The organism is Limnospira fusiformis SAG 85.79, from assembly GCF_012516315.1.
In the GTDB taxonomy this organism is placed as follows: domain Bacteria; phylum Cyanobacteriota; class Cyanobacteriia; order Cyanobacteriales; family Microcoleaceae; genus Limnospira; species Limnospira fusiformis.
Genome location: NZ_CP051185.1, coordinates 1,991,243 through 2,014,311, shown reverse-complemented (window position 1 = coordinate 2,014,311; position 23,069 = coordinate 1,991,243). Strand labels below are relative to the sequence as shown.

The following is a 23,069-nucleotide window of genomic DNA, read 5'->3' as shown; positions in this document are numbered from 1 at the left end:
TTATCCTAGAAACACGGTTTATGAGGGTTTCTCAGATAGTCGGTGGCGCTACCACACTTTGATGATTGGTCTTTATCGATTTTGTGATCGTTGATTTACCCCCCAATCTTCAGCTTCTTGGCTAGATTTTTTAGCTTGAGTTGAACTCGTTTGATTAGTGGTTTTTGGGTATCAATATCATGGCGAATAGCCTGGGGTTTATCCATTAACATACTCGACAATAAACCAAAAGATGAGCGGGATGCAAATAGTAACTCATCACAAGCAGCCAGCAAATCTAAATCTACCAGAGCCTCAATGCCATTTTGAATTAAGTCCTCGCATTCTTCGGGATTTTGATGCAGTCGTTTTCCCGAAGCAGAAAACCACTTATTAGTTGAGATAATAACCGGAAATTTCTGTTTAAATGAAGACAGCACCTCTTGAGAATCGGTGGCTACAAATATCTTATAGTTAGGGTGTTTTGACTTAACCGACCTGATGATTGATGCCAGAGATGATTCTACCTCTGATAAAGGCACTTTCATATCGGAGTAACGAATATGCACCCCAATCATATAATCGGCAAAATATTCTCGTTTAAATTCCTCAACCTGTAACCGAATGTCCTCTTTTAAGCTGAGGTTAGACTGCAAAACCAACTGGAGAATTTCCAGATTATTCATTGAGGCAAAACGACTAGCTGACCCAGTAAATAAAGGGCGCATAAAACCAATTTTATGGGTATAAGCGGACAACACTATAATAGTTTCGGTATAATCCAAACGAGACACATCAAAGGACAAGTCTTTATAGTAACTAAGACCCGACTCATTGATTACAGAACCCAAAGACCGATTAAGTTTATTTTGCCAATGGGTAGGATAAATCGAATCGGTGGCGGGTAACACTTCTACGGACTGTGCTACGGGACAGTCGAAATACCGGAAAAATAAGTTAGTTCCACTATTAGAATAACTCCCATCTCGCCAATCAACTACTAACTGACGACCACTCAACTGAGCATATAAAATCCCGGTAGCTACTGCAAAAACACGATTACCAATGCCTGATGTTCCCTTGACAACAATATAGTTAGTCATAGTTATAATGATTATTGGTAAAGTTATGATGATTAATTTAGCACGATTTTACTATTTTGGGAGTCGATCGCCACTTCTGACAGGGAAGCCTAGCACGGGGATTTATAGTATCTCAGAGTCAATTATGGGGGAGGTTGATGATCAGACAGAATTGGGTATTGATTAGCCAGTAAAGCCACCTGAGTGCGATCGCGTAAATTCAGACTGCTTAAAATACTAGAAACATGATTTTTCACAGTTCTCTCGCTAATAAATAACTCCTGGGCAATTTCTCGGTTGCTGTAACCCTTACCAATTAACCGCAAAACCTCCAATTCCCTAGGAGTTAAATCTTGTAAATTATCTGGTAAAGGTTCATCCCTAGAAGCCTTAGACCTAGCAGCCATCACCTTCTCAAATAAACCCGGTCCTAACTGTGTATATCCTTTATACACTGCCCGAATAGCTTGCGCTAGTTCATCGGAAGGTGTATCCTTTAATAGGTATCCTTTAGCGCCGGATTCCATAGCTTGGGTGACATATTCATCATCATCAAAAGTCGTTAATACCAAAACCTTAATTTCCGGCTGTTGTTCAGCAAGCGATCGCATCGCCGCCACCCCATCCATAATTGGCATTCGCACATCCATTAACACCACATCCGGCTTTAATTTTAAGGCTAATTCCACCGCCAATTTCCCATTCTCAGCCTCTCCCACTATTTCCAAGTCTGGTTTCGCCTCTAATAAACTCCGTAACCCTTCCCGAATAATCCCCTGATCATCAACCAACAGAACTCGAATCATGATGCTGATTTTTCCAGATTTTTACTTCAATTTTACACCCTTCACCGGGAGAACTGTTTAAGTCGAAATGACCCCCCACAGCCATCACCCTTTCCCCCATACCTTGCAAGCCAAATCCCGTGGTATTTTGGGCAGGATTAAACCCGCAGCCATTATCCTCAATTTTCAGAGCAAATTCTCGGCTATTTTCTAATAAAAATAAATCTACTTTTGTGGCTTGGGCGTGCTTAGATATATTGGTCAAAGCCTCCTGAATGACCCTATATAAAACGATAGAAATATCAAGGGGTAATGTATCCGGGATTTGTAAATTAGATGCTACCGGGACTGATGTAGTCGCCTCAAACTCGGAAATTAGCTGTGATAGTGCCTGCAAAAAAGACTGTTTTAGAGGATGCGATCGCCAAGATTTCACCGATGCCCGCACCTCTTTTAAGGCTTCCTTCCCCAACTCCCTAGCCTGTTGAAGATGTCGGGCAGCCCGTTGTTTATCCTCAGCGATAAATAGAGCCGCATTTTCCAATTGAATACTTTGGGCAGTCAAATGATGACCTACAGAATCATGAATTTCTCGGGCGATGCGATTACGTTCTTGGCTAATTGCCCTATCCTCAATCAACATAGCATATTCCCTTAACTGTTGATTCGCTTCCGCCAATTTCTGGCGACTTTCTTGCTCTGATAATAGCGCTCCTACTAACAATAAAACAAACAGTAATACTAACCCAAATAAAACACTAGAATTAAAAGTCAGAGTCAATACTAGCCCCTGAATTGGATCAGCCCAATTACCAGCCAGGGGTCTCAGGCGCAGAAATACCCACAGCAGAAATAAGCCATAGGCAAAAATAGCGACCGCAATGCGATCGCGCCAGGAAAATAACAGACAGGCGCGAATAACCACGACTAGCAACAGGGCGGATAAAAAACTCACCCCCCGCCCCCCAAATACCACCGCCAACCAACTAAAGGTAAACCCACAGGCGATATATACCCACCGGATCGCAGGTGTGCGCGATCGCTCAGGTAATCTCAACCCCATGAGACCCAAACTCCCAATACTAACCAAAATCCCCAGGGGAAACCGACGACTGCGGTAGTGTCCCCAATTCCGGTTTCTCTGGCGCGCGCCATACCCCGATCGCCTCTGTTGATTATCCGTTATAGTTTCTGGTCTGTGGATGTGACGGTGAATCCTGTGTCCCTGTCCCTGTTGTCCGGGACTGTGGATGACAGGGGGGCTAAAGGCGGTTAACAGGGCGATCGCCAACAGCACCCACTCTAAATACAGCAGCAAAGGTACTGGAAAACTCCGACGACCCAAAATATTTTTCACGAGCAGCCAACCCCCCCGGATATCTCTTTTGGTACTTTAGGACTATCAGAAACCGTTACCTTTGACCTATCATGATTTGGGTATTCTGATCGAGGCGATCGCAGCTTGTATCTACCTACAATGAGATTAAAGCTCAAACCGAGTCGATAATCTCAAAGATATTCCCGGATTATAGATTATGAATATGCAACGCTTATTTTCTCTAATGGCTGCTACCGCCTTAATTGTCCCCATAACTACCACCGCCGCTTTTGCTGGTCCCCGTAAAGGTCAATGCTTTGATAGTCTGAACCTAACCCCCCAACAACAGGAGATGATGCAAGCAATTCGCGATCGCGCCGCCACTTCCTCAGAGCGTCAACGCCAGGAACTCCAAGCCAGTCGGGAACAAATGCGATCGCTACAACAAAGCAACGCCAGTCCAGAACAATTGCGCCAACAGCGTCAAAGAATCCAAGAGTTGAGTCGCGCCTTGAGTGACCAGCGGTTCGATACCATGTTAGAAATGCGGGAAGTTCTCACCCCAGAACAGCGATCGCAACTCCAAGAAAGAATGGGGGAACGTCAGGGTCGTGGTCCTGGTCCTGGTGGTGGTCCCGGTAATGGTCGTGGTCCCGGTGGTGGTCCCGGTAATGGTCGTGGTCCTGGTCGTGTTGTTCCTAGTAGTGTTCGTTAGAATAGCGATCAAGCCAATTAACTAACTCCTCAACAATAGGAACAGGAAACCGGGCGCGTGAAAGCTGTTTCCTGTTCCCTAAATTAACCCAACTCAAAAGTGATAAACCTGACCGTCAATCAACAACCTAGTGATTCCCTTCGCTTGCAAATGGGGGGCTGTTTTTTGTATTAACCTGCCATCAGGAACCTTAAAAACCCGCTGATTGCGTGCCGAAAACCGACTAGCCACCCGATGATTATCAAAAACAGGTAGAGTTTTTTCCTGAATTTCTTCCGACGGGATACGTCCTAACTCCGCAAAAGCCTTCAAAGGCTTAACAATCAGTTCCGAAGCCCGATCAATCACCAAATAGCAAATTTTAGGTAACTCAGCCTCCGTCAGGGGGAGAATTTGAACTAAGCTGTTAGCATCAGGGGTAAGGGGGCGATCGAACAAATCCTGATCATTGTCCCCATAACCCTCATCCTCATCCTCATCCTCATCCTCATCCTCATCCTCATCCTCATCCTCATCATCCTCAAAATCGCTAAATTCTTCCCCAGAAAACAACTCCGGTGTGATCAACTCCTCCATCTCATCATTTGGAGTTTTCAAATTGGGTTGTTCCCGCAACGGCGCACGGGTAGTTTCCCCAGAATTTGAATCTGGCGTGGCTTCTACAGTCTCAGGTTCTAACACAGATGAGCGTTTCCGCAGGCAGACCTCCGTCGTAGCATCAGAATCTAACTTAGAATCCTCAGATTCCAATGCTTGAGACTCCCCATCAGTAAATTCAGATCTGCTATCCTTGAGTTGGGGTTTTTTCTGATTTCGTAACCGTTGCTTCTGATGAGTTAGAACATCATAAACATCCCGTGGGACGGCACTTTGTAGAATACGCCTTACCGTAGAACTACTCACCCCGAACTTTTCCGCTAGGGTGATGGTCGTTTCCTCCGGTACATCTTGATAAAGCCTAACGATTTCCTGTTTTTGGGAGTCAGAAAGTTTTGAGGATGTCATCAGATTTGGTCTAAATTGGACATTGGAGTTAATTTCCACAGGCTTAGAAGGGATCCCTCTAAGTGCGATCGCCTCTTTGGCTAATTTTCTCTACAGATTTTCTTGAACGATTAGGAACATCAAAACTTGAAGTTCTCTGAAAAATCCAGCGACAAAACTAGACATATCAACTTTCATTCTAGCCTCTGCTGGTGCGTCTACGTCGGCTTTGGCGAGAACGAGTTGATATGTCATATTCTAGGACCGCACCGATCACAAACAAAATGCCAGTAAAGACAAAAAACACTTCTAGCAAGTTGCCACTTTCATACTCAATTTCGACCCGAGAATCAGACCATTTAAAGTAAGTATCCGCCACATACAGCGAGAAGATAGCAAAGGCTATCATACGCCAGGACTGAGAAAAGCGCCCTCCCCAAAAAGCCAGAATCAGGGCAGTTGCTAGAATCAGCAACACCACATCACCATAGATGTAAAACAAATTCAGCCAAAATCCCAGAGGTTCAAGTTTAGCATCAACTGCCAGCACCCAATCTGGGGCCGTACTTTCTTCTTCCTCCTCAGCCATGGCTTCATCAACCATAGCCACTCCATTAGGGGTAGTGACTATCTGTTCCTGACCCGGGGGTTCTTCAGTAGTCCCTAACAGCCCAAAAAATGACGGATCAGCTACCCAGGTTGCCAAAGTTATACCAGCGATCGCCACACCAGCCAGAGTCGCCCACTGCCAAACCTCCAGATTTAGGCGTTTAGAAGTCACCGCCGTAACCATTCCCCAGCCAAACAACAAATAGCTGAGGACATAGAACCCATCCCCTAGGGAAACCACCGGGTCAAGGTTCCATACCAGTTCCCATAAACCAAATAGTAAACCTCCCATAAAATAAAACAGTGATCCTAGACCAATTCCCAGCCAGACATTGCGTCCGCTGACCATTTGGGGGCTACGCCAATTTCTATAGCAAACCAGTGCAGCCATCAGAAAAGCACCCAATTCAAAGATATAAGTGCCAACGGAATACCATAAAGGTCGTTCTTCCCCTGGCGCACTTACACTAAACAGCAGGAAGAACAACAGAGCCAGAACCACCCAGGTGATGCCAAATATCAGCAGATTTTGCGGAGATACCAGAGATGATATAACCGATGATTTTTGTTGTGACGTGCTACTCATAGCGATACAATAACAAGAAATCTACAGTTGAAAACCATTACTAAACCAGATCGCAATAGATTTGCCCAAGAATACTCATTCAAAAACTAATCTCAATTCGAGCCTCCCATATTTAGATACCAAAACCAAAAAATCCTAACATTACTTAACTTATCTCCCAGAGATTTCCCAGAGTAGATTCACCCAGCCAACTGATAAATGAATCCCGGTCTTCTTGGGCCAAGTCCTGTAGAACTTCATCTAAGCCTTCTGCAAAGCTAGTATTTCCGAAGTAGCTCTTACCCAGACGGTAAACTTCTTCTAGCAATGTTTTCAGGTTATTTTCATTCCAGGAAGGAATTTGTAAACTTTCCAGGGGGTCTTTGGTCAAAAGAGTTTTGACCGCCTCTGAGTTATCATGGGCGGGAAATTTACCTTTTTGAAGAATCTTGAGCAGATCCTTTTCAAAGGCTACAGCTTGTCTTGACCCCAATAAATCCTCAACATCAAAGTAAACTGCTTGTAAGACCAATAGAGAAGCGCGAATGAGGCCTGATACCTTAGCATCAGTACCTCCACCCCCCTCACTACCGAGTTGTTCAAGGCGAACTTTACCCCAAACACTATAGCGTTCTGGTTCTTCGAGTAGTACGCAGGCTTTACCCTTGTTATCAGTCAAGTCTCGCCAATAAGCTCTGGCTTCGTTTTCTTGCTGAACAGTAAAAACCTTCATCAGACGGAACGTCTGCCCTTGATAATAGAGAATGGGAATCTGTTGATCCCGATTGGGGTGTTGGATCGTGGAGATCTCAACATCCTGTCGTTTCAGAATAAACATAACACTATGTACCTACTCTTGGCAGAGTTGCAGGTCGGCTCGTGTTTGTTATTGTAGTGCTTGTTGAACCCATGGCGCTATAATCTCCAATGTGGCAAACTTAATCATCCCAGATAATTTTTGCCAGTCAACTGTCAATCTCGATCGCTTTTATGTTATCATCTACACGTGTCCATTGATGATCAAGCCTTGGGACTTGAGTTTACTTGATTTAGGTTGATACTAGTTGATACTATAGGTGTCAACTTCAGGTAAAATGCAAGACTTGCCTGGGTGTGTAACTCAGCTGGATAGAGTAGCGGCCTTCTAAGCCGTTTGTCGTAGGTTCGAGTCCTACCACACCCGTTTACTGTAAACCCTTATCCTGACTACTATCGCGTGATATCGCTCAACCCGATAGTGGTATCGTTGCGCACAAAATACACTTCATTAAGTCTTAACACACAGGATAATTAGCGCATATCCCTTAGCAACAAATCTTAATTATTGACGGGTTAATCAATAAGCAGTTATGGTCGAAAGGGAAGTCGCCTTCCCCAACTCCAATTCAAAACCGTGCTTGCGAGTTTCCCAGCACACGGCTCCTGATGTATAGTATTAGTCAAGGTGGTTAGGACGCAGCTTGGAGAACGGAATCCATGGCATCATGGAGAGAATCAAACTGCTCAATACAATGGCGAATGCGGGCTTTCAACCACGACCAACATTTCTCTATCTTGTTGAGGTCTGGCGAATAAGGTGGTAGATAGAGCAAACGGCATTGAGCCGCCTCCACTAGCTCAGGAATCCGTCCCCCTTTATGAAACGTTGCATTGTCTAGCACTAGAGTCTGACCTGGCTTCAGTGTTGGAATTAAGATGAACTCCAACCACAACTCAAACACTGTCCGATTACAACAACCCTCAAAGGTAAAGGGGGCTAAGAGTTGTTGATGACACCATGCGGCTATATAGCTCACCCTGCCCTGCCTCTTCCCTGATTTGAGGGCATGGAAGCGTTTTCCTTCCTCGCAGTAACCATAAGGGTAATCCGAGTCCTGACTATTCATGCCGGCTTCATCGAGGTAGACCACTTCTTCCGGCTCCATATGTTCAATCTGAGCCATAAACTCCTCTCGCTGTTGCTTCCAACGTTCTTGGTAGCCGTAAGTTTTTTTTCTGGTGAAGCCAATTTTCTTCAAGGCTCTGGATATGGTGCGAGGAGAGATGTCGTCATCCCAAAGTTCAGCCATTTGAGCGGAGGTTTTGTGGCCATGCTCTTGGGCAAAAGCCTTGAATTTATGCCAGTCGGTAATTTTGTGGTTATTGCCAGGTGGGTGATTAGGTTTAGGGAGGAAGTCTCCGGTCTGTGCTTTTCTTTGCAGCCAGAGATTAATAGTGTTCCGGCTGACATGGAAAACTTGACTGGCTTCTGTTTTGGGCATACCGTCTAGTTCAATTGCATCAATAACTTTTTGTCTGAGGTCGTAACTATAGGGGGCTGGCATTTTTGGTCTTCTTAGTCATCTCGTCCTCTCCATTATACGTCCTAACTTTCCTGTCTGGTGCTATAAATGAGAAAATACATAGACACCCCCTACAGTTAGAAACCATAGGGGGCTATTAAGTTATTGGAGTAGCTGTTAGGCTGTTAGCTGTTAGGGCTTACGCCAACTTGGGGTTGCACCGATAAAACATAGCTATAGCAGCCTGTTGAATCTTCTCATTGGTAGTCTGGTCAGATTTTCCGATATAGATATGGTGGTTGATTTTACCGTCCCAGCCCTTCAGGTTCCAGTACGCGAAATTGTTGATAGATGTTTTTTTGCAAGCCGTAAACCTTTTGCCGTTTAACTCAACAGAGAATGACTTGTTTTTTCTCAGGTAGTCAAACCACTCGGGCGTATCTAGTTCTACACAAGTTCCACCGGGGCCCTGTAGAAAATTGCTGAAATTTCCAGTATGTAGGCTGATTACTGGCAATAACTTAGGCATTGAAGTCACCCCCCATAAAGATATCGCTACTGTAACCATTGCCACTAAAGTCGGGCATAAATGATGCTGGCTGAATAACTGTCTCTTGAGACGATACCCACTTTTCTTGTACCGCCATAAAATCAACAGCGGCGTTATGGGCGATTTCGGCTAATTTCACCCTGGTATCTTGGTTAGCGTAGGGGATATCTCGTGACATCATTTGGGCGTAAATATCACGTGCTAATTCCGCGATAACCATTAACCTTGCTTGTTCTTCGTTCATGGTTTTGTGTTTCCTTTTTTGACGAAATTATTTAACTTACTTGAGGATTTATGGCATGATTAAAACTCATTTTTATTGTCTTCTTCGTATTGCTTGATTTTCTCGTTCAACAATTGATTGATTGCTGTAATCAAGGAATTGTGCATAACCAGAAAAGTGCTTTCAAGCTCCAACAGACGACATTCATAAAATTGTGTAGGACAATCGGCAAGTTCTACAGCGTCCAATATAGAGACTAGCTTGCTGCTTAACCTATCACTATGATAGGTATTCGGGTTAAGTAGTTTACCCAAGTCAATTGTCATGGTTTTATCCTCTTAGTGTGTTGTTTGCCGTAGTTTACCGTCATCGCGGACGGGTATTTACTGGACTTTATCTATTAAGTGCTTTGTGTAATTCAGTTCCTTAATCAGCAATTGCTTTTTAAGTTCAGTAATGGTTAATTCTTTTTCGCAATCATCTAGTATTGACTTTAATGTTGCCAAACCATCTTCTTTGTTAATGTTGTAAACTCAACTGTCTACCATAGTCTTAAACTTCACAAACATCTGATGTTTGATATCTGCCATCATTGTGTTATTCTCCTAGGTCAATGAACTAATTGGAAGTCAAATGATTTGCTTCCACAGGTTTTTACCGTTAACATTAATCATGTTATAACCTCTGTTTTTCATTAAATTGGTTAATTCATTTACAGTAACCCGTGAATCTAAATAACCATCATTTTTGGCGGTTTCTATGGCTATCTTCAGAGTCTTAGGGTCAATGTCTGTAACTGGTTCGATTAATTCAGGAAAACCTGCTTTTGTTGCTTGCTTATTTTGCTTAGTTTTGCTCTCAAGACTTGGAGCGATAAAATGGTCTAAGAATTGTTCTGTTCCGCTAGATACTGCGAATATTTTGGTTTCTGCTAACTCCCAGTAATGGTTAAATACTTTGATTGAATTATCCATTGATGATTTATATATCATTGAATGTGTAGCGATTACATCAATGGATAATCTGTAGTTAGCTATATCTTGTTTCCTTTTTTGTAGTCCTCTTTTGGTTTGAGCATAATTAGTGCAATTATTCATATCTCTCCAAAACATTTCTAAGCGAGATGATATCTTACCAAGATTTATATCCTCAATATCCGAAAGTTCTGACAATTCAAATTGATTACCTGCATATTCTTCACTTGTCATTGATTGTCTATTTTTAAACCACATAGGAAACATCCTTATTTTAAGTTCGTTAAGTTGCCAAAACGTCCATAAAGGATGTATTGAGTTAATTACTTTTAAAGCGAAAGCATTCAAAATCATGTTGTGACCGGGTGTTTGGCTGCTAATTGTTATTCGACTATTTTTCCTGTTGAAGACTTTAAACAGTGAAAGCATATTTTCATTTTCAATTAATAAATTGGGGGTGATATCTTCCCAAACCAATAAAAAATTACGTTCCAACTCGCTTTGTAACGGGTCGTCATATCTCTCTTGCTGTATCTTGTTTCTCAGTGAAGCAAATGTGCTGTTAGCTAACACTGTGTCGGTGCGATACAGTGAAGCCGCAATAGTAGCTATCTGGCTTTTACCCGTTCCACTAGACCCCCAAAGAAACAGACACCCAGCGGTTTACATTAGCGTGACAGGTGAGCAAATAAAGCTAGTAATAATTGGGAATTGAACATCCGGATAGGGTAGGATAGCACAAGCCCTACATATTGACTCAACTTGTGTCCCTAATGTACCGTCAACAATTATTTCCTCTAATTCATCTGCCAATGAGTCGCGTATTAGCCTATAATCTAAATAGTCCTCAGACATGGTAGTGACCTCTTAATATGTTGGCTTGCTGTATGGTAGTCATCCCCCCCAATATTGGGGGGGATTTTTGTGGTAATTAGCTGAGTTTCATTAACTCAAGTAACGCGATTAGGGTATCAGCGTCCAATTTTTTAACCTTGCTGTATAGGCTATCAAAATCAGGCTCACAATCAAGAATTTTTGCTGTAGACTCAACCCGTTCTTCCCAGGTTTTATATTTGGCCTTACCGCCAAAACTACCATTTTTTTACTAGTTTTTGATTCAACAAAATCAATAGCTTCTTGTACAGTGTACCCGGCAACAGTGGATTCAAAGGTATCTAATCCTGTGCTGTATTCGAGGATAAATCGTGCTAAATCATGCTTATTCTTGGCTGATTCAAAATCATTTGAATTCTCACTATTTACCTCAAGGAGTCGCTCGGCTACCCGTGTGGCTGATTGTCCTAGATTTACAGTTCCGGTAAACATCATTTTACCGTTTGTCAGCATAGCGTCACTTTCGACTAAATGCAGTAACGCTAATTCAACCGAAGTAGGCTTGTATTCCCGTTTTTTTCCCTTGATATTCACTAGAGTACTCAGCAATACAAAAGCGTACTGCGATTAATTGCTCTTCAAATTTCCACGACCTATCATTGAAGTTCTGGAAATCACCACTTAATCCATAGCCAATAAGCCACAGGTGAGGCGATTGTACAACAAACATAGCGCTAGTGATTTCCAAATATGTTCCAGATTCTCCCGGCTTAACCGCGCTACAGAATGCGAATTTATCGTCATCTTTTTTACCGTAATATCCAATACTCGTGATTACTCTTCCTCAGTTAATTGTTGATTGTTGATTGTGTTAGGTGATTCGATTCTGGCTGCAATTTGGCGACAAGCAGCCCAAAACAGTGGATTGCCAGATAAATAGACTCGAAGTCTTGACTCCTTAACAAGTTCAACTAAGTGAGTTTGCTTGATAAGTCTAATAATTGCAGAGCCTTGATAATCACCACGTGGTCTGTAACTACCCATTACCTGATAGGTAATATTCTTTACTTCAGGTGTTTTGTGTTCCTCAATATGTGTCAGAATTTGATAAGCCACAATGATTGCAGTTTTATCAAATTCATGCGGATTGTAGTGAGTTTGCACAAGTTCACCATTGAGGCTAAATATGCCTTTATAGTGTAGATTTCTCACGGTTGATGTTCTCCTATTAACTTAAATTCTTGTGCTTTTAGGTGTCGTTGGAACTCATCGATATTCATTAAATAAATACCTTGCCAGCGATAAGACCTGTTCCGAGTGACAAACCAAATATCTTCAATCATTCCGGGATTAAGGTAATGAAGCAATTGCATCTTGAGCTTAAACTCAGGTGTTAGCGTTCCTTTTACTTCGATGTATTGGTTGAAAACTGGACTATAAAAGTCAGGTTTCCAAGTAATTGGTCGCCAAGGTTTCTTGCCATCAACCAAAGTTAATCGGGGGTGTATTGATAGGTTGTCATCATACTTTTTGAGTAGGTGATAAACCTTGCTCTCTAATGTTGACCCAAAGTAATACCCGTCGTAGTATTGTCCTTTGGCATGATACTTGTTAATCATCATTTATCTCCCCAAAATAAGTTTCATTATCTGGCTCTCTATCGCCGCCAGATTCAGTTTGATAAATGTTCCATTCCGCTCGATAATATTCGAGTGCCTCGTTGAGAATTTCCTCAATTTTATCTGGGTGTAATGGAATTAATTTTTTAATCATTTCTCCCAGACAATAAGCCAGAAATTCTTTATCAAACTTAACGGCTGTTAATTGCCATTGAAGTCGTCCTCTTCCTGCATAGTTAGGAACCTTTATAGCAAACGACGTTCCCACATACATCAACGGGTCAAGTTTAATATTCCTGAGATTTAACCGCACTTCTTTCCAGTGCTTTGATATCATGGTGATAGTCCTCGATGTTTGGTGTATTGGCTACCTTTTCACGGGTAGCCTTTTTTTTGCTAATTAGGCGTTAGTCTGAAGCCAATCTGAAAACGGGTCAGGGTCAGGCAATGATTCGGGCATATCAGGGTCAACATGATTATCGGAGAGATTAAAAAAGTGACCCTCCAAGGCAGCGATATCGTCAGCAATAGCACCAGAAACTTTACGTACACCCCTGACACCACCACCAAGTTTAATCAGAGTTAGAATAGCTTTAATGCTATTCTTTAACGCGATAATCTCAGAGTAGGTTAATTCCAGATTAAAGTCCTTTTCGTCCGTTACAGATGCAAACACCAACTTTTCTTTTAATGTGTAGATAGGTGATGTTTTGGGATATGGCAGATAAGGAACTACCTGGTCAAGAAATCCGGCAAAGTTGCTGAACCTTTTTAAGATTGCCAGATATTCACTAGGTGAGAGTCCATGTGTATCCTTGGTTTTTACGCTGTCTTTGTCAAGCTGGTAAATAGCGGTATTTTGGTCTACTAATGTATTTTGGTTTTTACGCATCTGTCAGTGATTTTCAACTCATGGACAAAATCATTTTTCCAAAATACGATTGAGTTATTGAGTTGGAAATCACTGTTTTTGATATTTTTTGTTGTTGATGATGATTATTTTTAATCTAATTAATACTTATAAATACATAAGAAACATATAAGCCCAAAAAAATAAAAGAATTATTGACTTTATACCATAATTGTGAAATGTTTAAATTATCGCCACATACAACTCAAACAAAAGACCACTATTTTTTTATATAGTGGTCAATTCTCTTTGTCTACTTTTTGATGCTGATTTATTTTTTCACACTCTTATTGCCTTCGCTGCTAACAGGAGCATCAGCGAAAAGTTCACCCTGTACTTGGTTTGGTGCTTCACTTCTCTCAACAGTTAATTCACCCAGGTTAGCTAGGGCAAGCCCATCGCTGCTAGGAATTCTGAACATACTGTTATAGGTTCTTAATGATGCTGGCTTGATAGTAAAATAGTGAGCAAATACATATAACAAGCCACTAACAGAAACGATAGGAGGTGCTTTAATACTGATAAATCTCAGTATTTTTTCGCCTACCCGTGTTTGGGTGTATTTACGCCACTAGCCAGGATTAACCGGAGCCTCAACAAAGAAGCGGGTGTATTCAGACTTCTTGTATGCTCTTACTCGAGTTCCTCTTAGGATATTACGTCTGTTAGCATTAGGCGTGGAAGTATTGCTAACAGGTGGTCTCCAAATGGTTAATTCCCTAACATTGGCTGGCTCATTAGTTACTGAACTTCCACTTAAAATGTGGAGTAAAAGCATAGGCATAGGTACGCCTATTTTTGAAGTTGCATCCACTGGAACTTCAACTACTAAACTTCTGCCTAGGTGTGGACCCTTGGCTGTTGCTAAGTTTGCTATCCAATCATCTTTGTATTTGTTCCATGCGTCAGCTAAAGGCATGATATCAGTTTCCTTTTTTCTAAATTGTCTAAATCAGGGTAGGTAAAACGATGATATTAGCGCCTACCCGATATCCATTAATCAACAAATAGCTCTGTAGCTATTACATCAATACTGCCGTCAGTAGGGTCTAAAACATCGTCTGTTGGAATTGACAATGAAACAGTTACGAGACCTGTAGCCATATTTCGGGTATAAGCAGTGACTACGGTTGCACCATCAGGATTATTACTTGCAGTAGATTGCATTCGTTGGGTTGGCTCAATAATTTCAAGTAATTGGTTTTCCAGTGTCGCAGCGCCTAGCGTTTTCTTAGTAGCCATAATCTCACCTTGATTTTATTCAATACCTAGACTATAGCAGTGTATTTGCTGATTGTGGCTGCTATGGTTCTTTCAACAGAAGCTACATATATGTAGCAGCTTTTGAGTTAAACGCGACGGTACGCTACCAATACCAACATTACGCTAACTACCAGTTTAACCATGTCTAAGTATGTTGGTAATCTCTTTCATCGTGGATGATAGTTAGTGACTGATATGACTCAATGATTAGGTTGTAGTTGGGGGTTGATTTCCAGTTTTTCACTCTAACGATGTCCTCGTAGCTTTCCGTATGACATTATCAACCCAACTAGGTTTTCTCTGGAAATGTAGAGGAATTTTGACTTTGGTTTTTCTAGGGTCCTGATACATCGCCAAGACACTACCTTCACCTAAGTCGATTTTAGCTTGTTCAAATTTATCAATTAATTCCCAGTTAAGTATTTTCACTTCACTGATATACATTTTGCTCTCTTTAATTCTTTTCGCATTTTCCCTACCGCCAAAACCTTTTCTTTCCTCGAAGGTAATAGGATACACGATTTTAGCGTCAGTTAAATCAACTAATTGTTTACAGATATTTTCTGCCTCATTTTGACTAGATTCATTCATAAAAAACGCAAATCTTCTGCCATTACTCATAGTACAAGTAACCTTAATATTCCCTTTAGTAAATGCTGATTTACTGGGTTGAGTAAATATCCTTTGTCACCTATCCCATGTAATTTTATCCCTACTAACCGACGGTAACTCTATTTGAGTTTTTGGCAGTGTTGACCGCCTATCTTTAGTCCAGTATGGTGGTTTTTCGTAGTTGTACAAAACCAAAGTTAACTGTATTTTAAGATTAGCTGACGTACTGATTTCCCGAAAATCACCTGACCCCATAAATTGACCTATATCCCTATTCCCTAGTATTTCAGTTTGAGCCAATGTACTCGCAACATTTTCCGGCAAATTTCTCAAAGATGACACAAGTCTGAATCTTTCTCCACCAGCTTATACTACAGCATTAACTAATTGTTGTTATCTATTTTCTTCTATTCTTTGCAGTGCCATATATTCATCTAAACCTTGAGCGACTAAGATGATAGCTTCTTTACAGTTCTCGCTAAACTCATCCCCGAATTCCTCGGAACTGTCTTGGTTCCAAATAGTGTTTATATTTCCATCATATTTTTCTGGTAATTTCTCCCTAGCTTCCCTTCTCTGTTTTCCCAAAGACCATTCTTCACCTTTTTCTTCACCCCATTTTTCAATCGTTCCTTTACCACCAGGAACCATTTAAACAATAGACCTTGCTAGTGTTGTTGGGCTTTTTGTTAAAAACATTTTAACAACCCATCTACCGTGTTTAAATAACGTCCATGCTATTGCTTTCATAGCCATGTTAAATGACTGTTTAACGCATGAACCGAATGCTGTAGATACTTCCATAAGCATTTCAGGCCCCTTGCTTAATGCTACGTGCATAGCAGCCGCTTTATTGATAAATGCAAGACCTGCTACTGGTAAAACACCACATACTAATTTCCCAGCCATATTACCTAAAAACCCAGCCGTGGTGGTTATAAATTGTCCGGCAATATTTGGGATGTTTCTATCAATATCACTATCGCTAATATTCCCATTAAAATTCCCAAAGCTGTCCCAATTAGAGGTAATAAATCTCGCTACTTTCTCAAAGCTAAAGTTAGATAAAAACTTAGTAATTCCTTCCCATAGCCAACCTCCAAAACTTTTGCCCCATTCAACAACTTTACCAGTAAATTTGGCTCATAATTTGCCAAACCAACCCATTTCCTGGGTAGATGTTCTTTGGGCTAAATTAACTTGTCTAACGCCATTTCTACCTATACTGCTACGGGTTTGACGACTAGACAAGCTACGAGTACTCCTTAGCATTCTTGCACTTCTGGCAACCATTACAAAGTCCCTCTTAGTGGGTTATCGCCATCAATCAATTCGGTTTCTATCTTGATATCAGGAAAGTCTTTTTTCAGTAATTCTTGTACTTTTTCGGTTTCCTCTTCTCTGATATCATCCTGTTTTTTCATTGAATCATATAACCGCGTTAAATCGGCTAATATGTCTTTTGCTGGGTCATTACTGTTCACCTGTAAAGTACCTTGAGCGCGTAAGCAAATATTTATTGAATTTGATTTAATGTTGTTTGTAATGTTTCTTTTGCATCCTTCTGGTTGGTAATCTTAATTTTGCTTTCATTGGGTCCCAGTAGCTCCTCAAAATTATCAGCCTCCGGGGTAAATGCTGTTTTAATTGTTTCATATTTTTCCTCGGTAGCGAATCCCAAATCATCAATTATTTCAGATACTTTCCTACCAGCTTTAAAAGCGGCAGCATGAGCCAAACCTGCTTCATGTAACGCCGTTAAAACAGCGTTTTTTGTAACCTGATGAGAGATAGCAATTTCCATTACCATACCAAATATTTCAGCAATTGATTCAGCTAAGTTAGGTAATTTGATTTCGGCTTTTTCTTCGGCTTTGGTCATGAGATTGACATCATCAATCTCTACTTTAACTTCAAATTCACCCCATCTTTCGTCATCTATGTCAAATCTGTACATTAGCCATTCTGGCAATGTGTTTATTCGTTTAAGAAACAAGATGTGTTACAAGGTTCTATAGACTTACAGATATTTGATGGGAACCTAGCCACAGAAAACGGGTTAAATCTAGGTATCATAAAACTCCCTTATTATGGGGGAATCCATACCGAAAATTTATTAATCGAATTGATTACCAATCAGACAGAAGGATTAGCTATAGATTCACATTCTGTATGACAAGCTAGATGTTTAAATCAATTACACAATAATGATTCAATTAATATTTTTGGTATGGCAGAATACCAACTTGATACCTTACCCAAAACACCATCATTAACTCAACCCGAAAATTTTGGGATTTCCGTAGGTAATACCCCTACACTTATCCGCGCAGCCAATACTTAGAGATATCGCTTACACCTACAGAACACGGGTAGCGTTGGGGTTTGGTTTAGTCATGGACACATCAGCAATTGCATACCAGGTCAATGTTTATGGCTACCGCCTAACACTGCATGGGATGACGAGTTAAAATCTACTGCTAGTATCTACGGGATAACAGAGGATAGTGTTTCGCAGATTGTCGGGTTAGAGCAGACAATCACTTACTAACCGGCTACAATGGAATTATTTAGGAGGTAGGTGATTATGAGTTTTTCGGTTTATAGTAGCGCTCTAAATTTAGACACTCTCAATATTACTGCTAAGATACCGGGTACTCCCGTTACAACCGCTATTAGTTTAACGGCTAATACAGTTGCCGAATTAGTGGCAGTAAATGCTAACACAAACGGGCGTAATGTATTTATCAAAAATCGGTCTAATGTACCCGTTCATTTCATCTTAGAACCCACAAAAAATACCGTAGCTAATGCCGCATTTTCTGTGAAGCCGGGTGATACTGTTATGCTCACTATTGGCGCTAGTAAACTACAAGCTATTGCCGAATCAGTTGCTGATATTTCAGTGACCTTGGTTGAGCTGGTCACTGTAGATTAAATAGTTGGGGGATAATCCCCCCTTTTTTCGGAATCTTTATTATGACTAATTTCAATATTTACTCTAGTAAATTTGGGCAATCAACCGATGACTTGCCAGAAGCTGAAGTTAATCTGTATTTAACTAATGAACGGATACAAGCAGTTATTGACTCAAATACTAATTTCGCGCCATCCGGTCACGGTCATATATGGGGCGACATCAGTAGTGCGCCTGCTACCGCAACCAGGTGGCTACTTGGTCTGAAGTTACAAGTAAACCGACAACGTTTACTCCATCAGAGCATACACATTCAAACATTACATTAACCGCAGGAGATGGTTTATCAGGAGGAGGAACATTAGCAGCTAATAGAACAATTAATGTAGATTCAACTGTAGTAAGAACTACAGGCAATCACACTTTCACAGGAATTAAAACATTTAACATAATAAATAATCCCGTATATTTTTTAAATAATGAAAGTTGTTTTGATAAAAATATGCTTATTAATTTTAATGTTTGGAGGGGGTTTGACATACGCCGGATAGGGTCTACTGCTGGTTCGGCAAGTTTAGTACTAAATAGTAGAGTTGGAGGAAATAGCTGGGCGTTTTCTCATCAGGGAAATTATTCTATGCGACTTGAAGCAGAGGCTAATCCTAGAGTATTTATATATCATGGTATTAATTTTCTTGAAAGTAATGTTTGGCGAGGTGCTCCTAGCGATAGATATGCAATACACTTATATAACGGGCAGACATATTTTATGAAGCACTCAACTCTTTCATCATCTGGAGTACATACTAGATTTAGAGTAGGAGGCACAAACGTATCTTTGATTAACGATAGTGGAGATTATGTTAAAGGTTCTTCGGATATGAGATTTACAACAGTTTTTAATGAGAGTATTAATAGCTTAGATTGACTTCAAAAATTATATTTAATTAAATTTAAATATAATGAGTTAGCAGCCATGGATTTTCTACACAATAAACTAAAATCGGTTTAATCGCACAAGAAGTTCAAGAGCACTACCCCGATGCAGTTTAAGTGGTTCAAAATGACCACACAGATAGCCCTGAAGTTGACGACAAAAAAATAGATTATCTGACGATTCTTTATGAAAAATTAGTTCCTTTATTAGTGGCAGGGATTCAAGAATTATCTCAAAAATTAGACGCACTAGGTAAACCCACAGCATCTACAAATGGTAAGATCAGTAATTTACCGACAAGCCCTATCGGTTTAAGTGTAGGTGATTTATGGTGTGACACGGATAACGATAATGTAATCAAGCAGGTGAGATCATGTCTAACAAATATGATATATCTGAAACTAATTGGTTTTTAGCTTACAACCAATACTTACTCAAAGAGGATGATACAGCACACGGAAGTAAACGATTGCCAGATATATCAGGTAGCAAATTTGTGAGGATATTATTTGATGCAGACCAAGTTTCTATTTATGGGAAAATGGCAGGATGGTTAAAATTTTACACATACAATGATATGAAGCAGAATATGATGGTTAAACGTGAAACTATTTGGCTAAATGAATATCAAATAATTGAATCACCACCATATAGTAATTTTTACGCAATCTTTGAACCCTTGGAGAGGATTAAATGGTTTACCCTTTATTTTTGGAGATTAATGCAATGAGTATAATCATACTAGAGGTGATGTTATTGATAACTGTTATTGTTGATTTTGGCATTTATTGATAGGCAATAACATAGGGGTGAACTGATTATGTTGGTATCGGTTTCTGCTCGGTAATTGTCACCAGTTGAAAAGTTGTTTAGGGGTATCGGGTTGGTTCCGGTAGATGATAGTTCAGGTTTTGCGATCGCACATAGGTTTACCTATAGGTCTAGTCCATAGAAAGACAGCCTAATATCTTTGTACATTGATAAATTAATAAGTCCCTTTCTATGGCTACCTACGGCTATCATGTTGACTTTGAAACATACCTCCCCCCCCAACCAGAACAAGCACTCTTGGGGGTGCGACCGACGTGATAGCAGTCAATGGTGAGGAACGAACCGATAGGCTTGCCATTGACGGGTATCACAAGGGAGTTACCCTATCGGTGTTTGGTTGGGGGGAGGGTATGGATATTTGACAGATTGATTAAGTTGTGTTTATTGATTAACCCGTCAATAATTAAGATTTGTTGCTAAAGGATATGCACCAATCGTCCCGTATGCTAAGACTGAATGGAGTGCATATTGAGCGTGACGGTACGACTATTGGGTTAAGTAAATCCCGATTATCGCAGTTAGGATAGGGGTTTGAGTCATACTATTCTCACAGTATTAAGTCCGGTAGTGATTTGATCAGCCATCTTATTAGGAGGAAAAGTTAGTGGTTTATTAGGAGTAATTTTAGCTATTCCCATCACTGGGGTAATTAAGAGCATTATTGAAATCATCTTTAACCCTCAGTTACCACCCCAAGCCGGTTCCTTTTTTACTAATCTTCCCCAAGATATCGACAACTCTCCTAACTTACAGGTTTCCGAAATCACTAATGATGGGAATGGATAAAGATGCTGCTGGGATTGACCTGTAATGTCATTAACCCCCACCAGCGGTAATCTCTTATGCTAACATCAGATGTTATAGATAGATATGCAGGTGAGGTTAATAAGTTTATGAAATGGTGGCAAAGACTACAAAAAAATCCCTTGGCAAAATTGGGCGCGGGAATACTGATTCTGTTTTATATTATGGCGATCGCTGCTGATTTTGTCGCTCCCTATAATCCCTATAATTCCCAATTAGACGGATCCCTATTACCCCCCACCCCAATTCATTGGGTCAACCCTCAAGGAGAATTTATCGGACTCCATGTTTATCCCACAACTCAGGGACCCGTTGATATTGAAACAGGTCAAAGACAAACTATAGTAGACTGGGAACAACCTTCTCCTCTGCGGTTATTCGTCAAAGGAGACCCCTATAAAATTTTAGGTTTAATTCCCTTTGACCTTCATCTTTTTGGCGTAGTGGGTCCAGCCTATATTAACCTCATAGGAACCGATGAACAAGCCCGCGATCAGTTGAGTCGCTTAGTTTTTGGTAGTCGTATCAGCCTCAGTATCGGTTTAGTCGGAATTGCTATTGCTTTCCCCTTGGGTATGTTGGTTGGGGGAATTTCCGGCTATTTTGGTGGCTGGATTGATACTATATCCATGCGATTAGTGGAAGTTTTAATGACCATTCCCGGACTTTATTTATTAGTAGCTTTAGCAGCAGTCCTTCCTCCCCAACTTTCCAGCGCCCAAAGGTTTTTACTAATTGTAATTATCATTTCATTTATTAGTTGGGCGGGACTAGCTAGAGTCATTCGGGGACAGGTTCTCTCTATTAAAGAACGCGAATTTATCCAAGCGGCTAGGGTAATGGGGGCTCAACCAATTTATACTATTATCCGTCATGTACTCCCCCAAACAGCTACCTATGTGATTATTTCGGCTACCCTGACCATCCCCAGTTTTATTATTTCTGAGTCCGTGCTTAGTTTAATTGGCTTGGGTATTCAACAGCCAGATCCTTCCTGGGGGAATTTACTTTCTTCTGCTACTAATGCTTCCATTTTGGTGCTACAACCTTGGCTAATTTGGCCGCCAGCATTGTTGATTATTTTAACCGTTTTAGCATTTAATTTACTGGGAGATGGTCTCCGAGATGCCCTCGATCCTAGAAGCATACAACGGTAAGAGTGACCGCCGCTGAATTAGCCTAAAAATTGACTCAGATCAAATTCTGATTCCGGTTTTTTGAAGCGATCGCGTTCCGACATCAGCAATAATAACAGGCGATCGCCATAATCTACCGCCCCCCTAAATTCTTCTCGTAAAATTTCTAGTCCACCATTGGCAAATTCTTCAAAAATTTTCACTCTTTCTGCTTCCAATTCTGGGTCAAAAGGTGAGATTGTTTTGCTGTCCTTAGTATGGGCGATCGCTATCAGTTTAATTACCCAATCATAACCCCTCGAAATGAATATCTCTAGGGAAATAGGCGCGGGATCTCTCTGAGAAACAGCCTCAATCGGTACTCGCTTTTGGTGGCGGATACCTACAGAGGCGGCGAATACTATTACATCTGCATAGGTCTGAAACGGGCCGCTTTTGTTTTCGGATTCGGTTAAATCTCGCACTAGGTCTGCTTTATCTTTAGCGACTCTAACCCTGTTAATAGCCATTGTTTAATCGAATGTGAATTAATTTTAACTATAGTTTAAGCTAAAACTAGCACCAATCAACATCATTTCTTGACCCTGGCTACACACTACTGTATTTTCCCTTCTTGCTAACTCACCCTCCCCTCAGCATTATCGAAGCTATCACCACTGAAAACTCTTTTAATCTCATCAACATCAGATGATATTCAAGGTTTAGCAATATATCCATATTTCCCCCCGCGAACAATTCTCAAAGATTCTGGAGGCATTCCTTGACTTGCTTCCCCCCAGCTTCCTCAATCGTAGTGACCGTTTAACTGTACTACAGCCAACCCCTCAGAAAAAGGTTCAGCCCCATAAAATTGAGGTTGAATAATTGTTTTTCCCGTAGTATCTACATAACCATAACGCAGAGGTTGAATCAAATTACCAACCTTCCCTTCTCCAGTTCCCCAGGGGGCTAATCCCTCAGAAAATTGTAAATATCCTAACCCATTTGGTACAATTGACGTGAGATTTCCACTGGTATCAACCAGATAATATTGGTCGCCTTTAACAACTTTAGCAACTCCATAAATAAAATTTTCAGCCCGCCCAAATTCTGGCTGTATTACCCAATCACCATCCCGATTAATATACAGCCTTTATCTCA

32 protein-coding genes, 1 tRNA gene and 3 pseudogenes are annotated in these 23,069 nt (G+C 40.9%); 8 read left to right on the top strand and 28 right to left on the bottom strand.

Going from position 1 to position 23,069, the window contains the following annotated elements; genetic code table 11:
* Window positions 1-95: 95 nt before the first annotated feature.
* The 3 genes from HFV01_RS09620 to HFV01_RS09610 all read right to left on the bottom strand — a co-directional run bounded on the left by HFV01_RS09620 (window position 96) and on the right by HFV01_RS09610 (window position 3,203).
* Window positions 96-1,082, bottom strand: coding sequence for a nodulation protein NodZ (locus tag HFV01_RS09620; protein WP_193521042.1), 987 nt, complete (start codon window positions 1,080-1,082; stop codon window positions 96-98).
* Between the two features lie 122 nt (window positions 1,083-1,204).
* Window positions 1,205-1,867 carry a response regulator gene (locus tag HFV01_RS09615; RefSeq protein WP_006624908.1) on the bottom strand — a complete coding sequence of 221 codons (663 nt, stop codon included), beginning with the start codon at window positions 1,865-1,867 and terminating at the stop codon, window positions 1,205-1,207.
* The gene (locus HFV01_RS09610; RefSeq protein WP_006668242.1) at window positions 1,845-3,203 is read right to left on the bottom strand and encodes a sensor histidine kinase; all 1,359 of its coding nucleotides are present in this window, start codon (window positions 3,201-3,203) and stop codon (window positions 1,845-1,847) included. The genes HFV01_RS09615 and HFV01_RS09610 overlap by 23 nt, the downstream gene beginning before the upstream one ends.
* Before the next feature lie 184 nt (window positions 3,204-3,387).
* On the opposite strand from HFV01_RS09610, the gene HFV01_RS09605 reads away from it, so the two are divergent.
* Window positions 3,388-3,879 carry a Spy/CpxP family protein refolding chaperone gene (locus HFV01_RS09605; protein WP_008048864.1) on the top strand — a complete coding sequence of 164 codons (492 nt, stop codon included), beginning with the start codon at window positions 3,388-3,390 and terminating at the stop codon, window positions 3,877-3,879.
* A gap of 93 nt (window positions 3,880-3,972) precedes the next feature.
* On the opposite strand, the gene HFV01_RS09600 is transcribed toward HFV01_RS09605, so the two are convergent.
* The 3 genes from HFV01_RS09600 to HFV01_RS09590 all read right to left on the bottom strand — a co-directional run bounded on the left by HFV01_RS09600 (window position 3,973) and on the right by HFV01_RS09590 (window position 6,875).
* Complete coding sequence (locus HFV01_RS09600; RefSeq protein WP_006668241.1) at window positions 3,973-4,884, bottom strand: helix-turn-helix domain-containing protein; 912 nt, start codon at window positions 4,882-4,884, stop codon at window positions 3,973-3,975.
* Window positions 4,885-5,062: 178 nt separating this feature from the next.
* Entirely contained in the window at window positions 5,063-6,058 is a 996-nt protein-coding gene (locus HFV01_RS09595; RefSeq protein WP_006624903.1) for a hypothetical protein, read from the bottom strand.
* A 145-nt stretch (window positions 6,059-6,203) separates the two neighbouring features.
* Complete coding sequence (locus HFV01_RS09590; protein WP_006624902.1) at window positions 6,204-6,875, bottom strand: Npun_F0813 family protein; 672 nt, start codon at window positions 6,873-6,875, stop codon at window positions 6,204-6,206.
* Window positions 6,876-7,146: 271 nt separating this feature from the next.
* Between HFV01_RS09590 and HFV01_RS09585 the strand changes: the two genes are divergently transcribed.
* A tRNA-Arg gene (locus tag HFV01_RS09585) sits at window positions 7,147-7,220 on the top strand.
* 265 nt (window positions 7,221-7,485) lie between these two features.
* Here HFV01_RS09585 and HFV01_RS09580 read toward each other — a convergent pair.
* From HFV01_RS09580 to HFV01_RS30395, 19 genes and pseudogenes are all read right to left on the bottom strand, one after another.
* A complete protein-coding gene (locus tag HFV01_RS09580; protein WP_193521041.1) occupies window positions 7,486-8,361 on the bottom strand; it encodes an IS630 family transposase in 876 nt (291 codons plus the stop codon).
* A gap of 157 nt (window positions 8,362-8,518) precedes the next feature.
* Window positions 8,519-8,848 (bottom strand): hypothetical protein, encoded by a 330-nt coding sequence (locus HFV01_RS30420; RefSeq protein ID WP_006668239.1) that lies wholly within the window; start codon window positions 8,846-8,848, stop codon window positions 8,519-8,521.
* Window positions 8,841-9,113, bottom strand: coding sequence for a hypothetical protein (locus HFV01_RS09575; protein WP_006622134.1), 273 nt, complete (start codon window positions 9,111-9,113; stop codon window positions 8,841-8,843). Before HFV01_RS09575 ends, HFV01_RS30420 begins: the two co-directional genes overlap by 8 nt.
* Before the next feature lie 59 nt (window positions 9,114-9,172).
* Complete coding sequence (locus HFV01_RS09570; RefSeq protein ID WP_193521040.1) at window positions 9,173-9,418, bottom strand: hypothetical protein; 246 nt, start codon at window positions 9,416-9,418, stop codon at window positions 9,173-9,175.
* Between the two features lie 57 nt (window positions 9,419-9,475).
* Window positions 9,476-9,685, bottom strand: a pseudogene (locus HFV01_RS32065) (hypothetical protein).
* 36 nt (window positions 9,686-9,721) lie between these two features.
* A complete protein-coding gene (locus tag HFV01_RS30415; RefSeq protein ID WP_318286230.1) occupies window positions 9,722-10,639 on the bottom strand; it encodes a hypothetical protein in 918 nt (305 codons plus the stop codon).
* 390 nt (window positions 10,640-11,029) lie between these two features.
* Entirely contained in the window at window positions 11,030-11,494 is a 465-nt protein-coding gene (locus HFV01_RS09555) for a hypothetical protein (RefSeq protein WP_318286229.1), read from the bottom strand.
* Window positions 11,448-11,630, bottom strand: a complete 183-nt coding sequence (locus HFV01_RS30410) for a hypothetical protein (protein ID WP_318286228.1) — start codon at window positions 11,628-11,630, stop codon at window positions 11,448-11,450. Before HFV01_RS30410 ends, HFV01_RS09555 begins: the two co-directional genes overlap by 47 nt.
* 104 nt (window positions 11,631-11,734) lie before the next feature.
* Entirely contained in the window at window positions 11,735-12,112 is a 378-nt protein-coding gene (locus HFV01_RS09545; protein ID WP_008052488.1) for a hypothetical protein, read from the bottom strand.
* On the bottom strand, window positions 12,109-12,522 hold the full coding sequence (locus HFV01_RS09540; protein ID WP_048895126.1) for a DUF1064 domain-containing protein: 414 nt from the start codon (window positions 12,520-12,522) through the stop codon (window positions 12,109-12,111). Before HFV01_RS09540 ends, HFV01_RS09545 begins: the two co-directional genes overlap by 4 nt.
* Window positions 12,512-12,856 carry a hypothetical protein gene (locus HFV01_RS09535; protein ID WP_006668235.1) on the bottom strand — a complete coding sequence of 115 codons (345 nt, stop codon included), beginning with the start codon at window positions 12,854-12,856 and terminating at the stop codon, window positions 12,512-12,514. Before HFV01_RS09535 ends, HFV01_RS09540 begins: the two co-directional genes overlap by 11 nt.
* A 63-nt stretch (window positions 12,857-12,919) precedes the next feature.
* Entirely contained in the window at window positions 12,920-13,411 is a 492-nt protein-coding gene (locus HFV01_RS09530; RefSeq protein WP_193521039.1) for a hypothetical protein, read from the bottom strand.
* Window positions 13,412-14,000: 589 nt separating this feature from the next.
* Window positions 14,001-14,348, bottom strand: a complete 348-nt coding sequence (locus HFV01_RS30405) for a hypothetical protein (protein WP_006668232.1) — start codon at window positions 14,346-14,348, stop codon at window positions 14,001-14,003.
* Between the two features lie 77 nt (window positions 14,349-14,425).
* Complete coding sequence (locus tag HFV01_RS09520) at window positions 14,426-14,671, bottom strand: hypothetical protein (RefSeq protein ID WP_006622122.1); 246 nt, start codon at window positions 14,669-14,671, stop codon at window positions 14,426-14,428.
* Window positions 14,672-14,932: 261 nt separating this feature from the next.
* A complete protein-coding gene (locus HFV01_RS09515; RefSeq protein ID WP_006622121.1) occupies window positions 14,933-15,313 on the bottom strand; it encodes a hypothetical protein in 381 nt (126 codons plus the stop codon).
* 384 nt (window positions 15,314-15,697) lie between these two features.
* The gene (locus tag HFV01_RS09510) at window positions 15,698-15,955 is read right to left on the bottom strand and encodes a hypothetical protein (protein ID WP_006625347.1); all 258 of its coding nucleotides are present in this window, start codon (window positions 15,953-15,955) and stop codon (window positions 15,698-15,700) included.
* Window positions 15,956-16,213, bottom strand: a complete 258-nt coding sequence (locus tag HFV01_RS09505) for a hypothetical protein (protein ID WP_008052552.1) — start codon at window positions 16,211-16,213, stop codon at window positions 15,956-15,958.
* A gap of 234 nt (window positions 16,214-16,447) precedes the next feature.
* Window positions 16,448-16,576, bottom strand: coding sequence for a hypothetical protein (locus HFV01_RS30400; RefSeq protein ID WP_257720166.1), 129 nt, complete (start codon window positions 16,574-16,576; stop codon window positions 16,448-16,450).
* Between the two features lie 20 nt (window positions 16,577-16,596).
* A pseudogene (locus HFV01_RS30395) lies at window positions 16,597-17,294 on the bottom strand (hypothetical protein); the annotation flags it as partial.
* A 597-nt stretch (window positions 17,295-17,891) separates the two neighbouring features.
* On the opposite strand from HFV01_RS30395, the gene HFV01_RS09485 reads away from it, so the two are divergent.
* From HFV01_RS09485 to HFV01_RS09465, 6 genes are all read left to right on the top strand, one after another.
* On the top strand, window positions 17,892-18,242 hold the full coding sequence (locus HFV01_RS09485) for a hypothetical protein (RefSeq protein WP_006668228.1): 351 nt from the start codon (window positions 17,892-17,894) through the stop codon (window positions 18,240-18,242).
* 229 nt (window positions 18,243-18,471) lie between these two features.
* On the top strand, window positions 18,472-19,149 hold the full coding sequence (locus HFV01_RS09480; RefSeq protein ID WP_318286227.1) for a hypothetical protein: 678 nt from the start codon (window positions 18,472-18,474) through the stop codon (window positions 19,147-19,149).
* A gap of 74 nt (window positions 19,150-19,223) precedes the next feature.
* A complete protein-coding gene (locus tag HFV01_RS32060) occupies window positions 19,224-19,274 on the top strand; it encodes a tail fiber domain-containing protein (protein ID WP_396442620.1) in 51 nt (16 codons plus the stop codon).
* Window positions 19,275-19,574 carry a hypothetical protein gene (locus HFV01_RS09475; protein ID WP_006625356.1) on the top strand — a complete coding sequence of 100 codons (300 nt, stop codon included), beginning with the start codon at window positions 19,275-19,277 and terminating at the stop codon, window positions 19,572-19,574.
* On the top strand, window positions 19,532-19,888 hold the full coding sequence (locus tag HFV01_RS09470) for a hypothetical protein (protein ID WP_006625357.1): 357 nt from the start codon (window positions 19,532-19,534) through the stop codon (window positions 19,886-19,888). The genes HFV01_RS09475 and HFV01_RS09470 overlap by 43 nt, the downstream gene beginning before the upstream one ends.
* 943 nt (window positions 19,889-20,831) lie before the next feature.
* On the top strand, window positions 20,832-21,950 hold the full coding sequence (locus HFV01_RS09465) for an ABC transporter permease (RefSeq protein WP_084831806.1): 1,119 nt from the start codon (window positions 20,832-20,834) through the stop codon (window positions 21,948-21,950).
* A 17-nt stretch (window positions 21,951-21,967) separates the two neighbouring features.
* On the opposite strand, the gene HFV01_RS09460 is transcribed toward HFV01_RS09465, so the two are convergent.
* The 3 genes and pseudogenes from HFV01_RS09460 to HFV01_RS32300 all read right to left on the bottom strand — a co-directional run.
* Window positions 21,968-22,438, bottom strand: a complete 471-nt coding sequence (locus HFV01_RS09460) for a DNA phosphorothioation-associated protein 4 (protein ID WP_006616424.1) — start codon at window positions 22,436-22,438, stop codon at window positions 21,968-21,970.
* Window positions 22,439-22,713: 275 nt separating this feature from the next.
* On the bottom strand, window positions 22,714-22,842 hold the full coding sequence (locus tag HFV01_RS09455; RefSeq protein WP_006624898.1) for a WG repeat-containing protein: 129 nt from the start codon (window positions 22,840-22,842) through the stop codon (window positions 22,714-22,716).
* A 126-nt stretch (window positions 22,843-22,968) separates the two neighbouring features.
* Window positions 22,969-23,052, bottom strand: a pseudogene (locus HFV01_RS32300) (WG repeat-containing protein); the annotation flags it as partial.
* Window positions 23,053-23,069 lie beyond the last annotated feature (17 nt).

Coding starts and splice junctions, on each gene's coding strand:
- HFV01_RS09505 (WP_008052552.1), bottom strand. CDS start 16,213: ATGGCTGGGAAATTAGTATGTGGTGTTTTACCAGTAGCAGGTCTTGCA.
- HFV01_RS09540 (WP_048895126.1), bottom strand. CDS start 12,522: ATGATGATTAACAAGTATCATGCCAAAGGACAATACTACGACGGGTAT.
- HFV01_RS09465 (WP_084831806.1), top strand. CDS start 20,832: ATGCTAACATCAGATGTTATAGATAGATATGCAGGTGAGGTTAATAAG.
- HFV01_RS30410 (WP_318286228.1), bottom strand. CDS start 11,630: ATGTTTGTTGTACAATCGCCTCACCTGTGGCTTATTGGCTATGGATTA.
- HFV01_RS09600 (WP_006668241.1), bottom strand. CDS start 4,884: ATGACATCCTCAAAACTTTCTGACTCCCAAAAACAGGAAATCGTTAGG.
- HFV01_RS30420 (WP_006668239.1), bottom strand. CDS start 8,848: ATGCCTAAGTTATTGCCAGTAATCAGCCTACATACTGGAAATTTCAGC.
- HFV01_RS09470 (WP_006625357.1), top strand. CDS start 19,532: ATGTCTAACAAATATGATATATCTGAAACTAATTGGTTTTTAGCTTAC.
- HFV01_RS30405 (WP_006668232.1), bottom strand. CDS start 14,348: ATGCCTTTAGCTGACGCATGGAACAAATACAAAGATGATTGGATAGCA.
- HFV01_RS09615 (WP_006624908.1), bottom strand. CDS start 1,867: ATGATTCGAGTTCTGTTGGTTGATGATCAGGGGATTATTCGGGAAGGG.
- HFV01_RS09590 (WP_006624902.1), bottom strand. CDS start 6,875: ATGTTTATTCTGAAACGACAGGATGTTGAGATCTCCACGATCCAACAC.
- HFV01_RS09485 (WP_006668228.1), top strand. CDS start 17,892: ATGAGTTTTTCGGTTTATAGTAGCGCTCTAAATTTAGACACTCTCAAT.
- HFV01_RS09605 (WP_008048864.1), top strand. CDS start 3,388: ATGCAACGCTTATTTTCTCTAATGGCTGCTACCGCCTTAATTGTCCCC.
- HFV01_RS09570 (WP_193521040.1), bottom strand. CDS start 9,418: ATGACAATTGACTTGGGTAAACTACTTAACCCGAATACCTATCATAGT.
- HFV01_RS09580 (WP_193521041.1), bottom strand. CDS start 8,361: ATGCCAGCCCCCTATAGTTACGACCTCAGACAAAAAGTTATTGATGCA.
- HFV01_RS09535 (WP_006668235.1), bottom strand. CDS start 12,856: ATGATATCAAAGCACTGGAAAGAAGTGCGGTTAAATCTCAGGAATATT.
- HFV01_RS09510 (WP_006625347.1), bottom strand. CDS start 15,955: ATGGTTCCTGGTGGTAAAGGAACGATTGAAAAATGGGGTGAAGAAAAA.
- HFV01_RS09620 (WP_193521042.1), bottom strand. CDS start 1,082: ATGACTAACTATATTGTTGTCAAGGGAACATCAGGCATTGGTAATCGT.
- HFV01_RS09575 (WP_006622134.1), bottom strand. CDS start 9,113: ATGAACGAAGAACAAGCAAGGTTAATGGTTATCGCGGAATTAGCACGT.
- HFV01_RS09595 (WP_006624903.1), bottom strand. CDS start 6,058: ATGAGTAGCACGTCACAACAAAAATCATCGGTTATATCATCTCTGGTA.
- HFV01_RS30400 (WP_257720166.1), bottom strand. CDS start 16,576: ATGCTAAGGAGTACTCGTAGCTTGTCTAGTCGTCAAACCCGTAGCAGT.
- HFV01_RS09520 (WP_006622122.1), bottom strand. CDS start 14,671: ATGGCTACTAAGAAAACGCTAGGCGCTGCGACACTGGAAAACCAATTA.
- HFV01_RS09515 (WP_006622121.1), bottom strand. CDS start 15,313: ATGAGTAATGGCAGAAGATTTGCGTTTTTTATGAATGAATCTAGTCAA.
- HFV01_RS09460 (WP_006616424.1), bottom strand. CDS start 22,438: ATGGCTATTAACAGGGTTAGAGTCGCTAAAGATAAAGCAGACCTAGTG.
- HFV01_RS09530 (WP_193521039.1), bottom strand. CDS start 13,411: ATGCGTAAAAACCAAAATACATTAGTAGACCAAAATACCGCTATTTAC.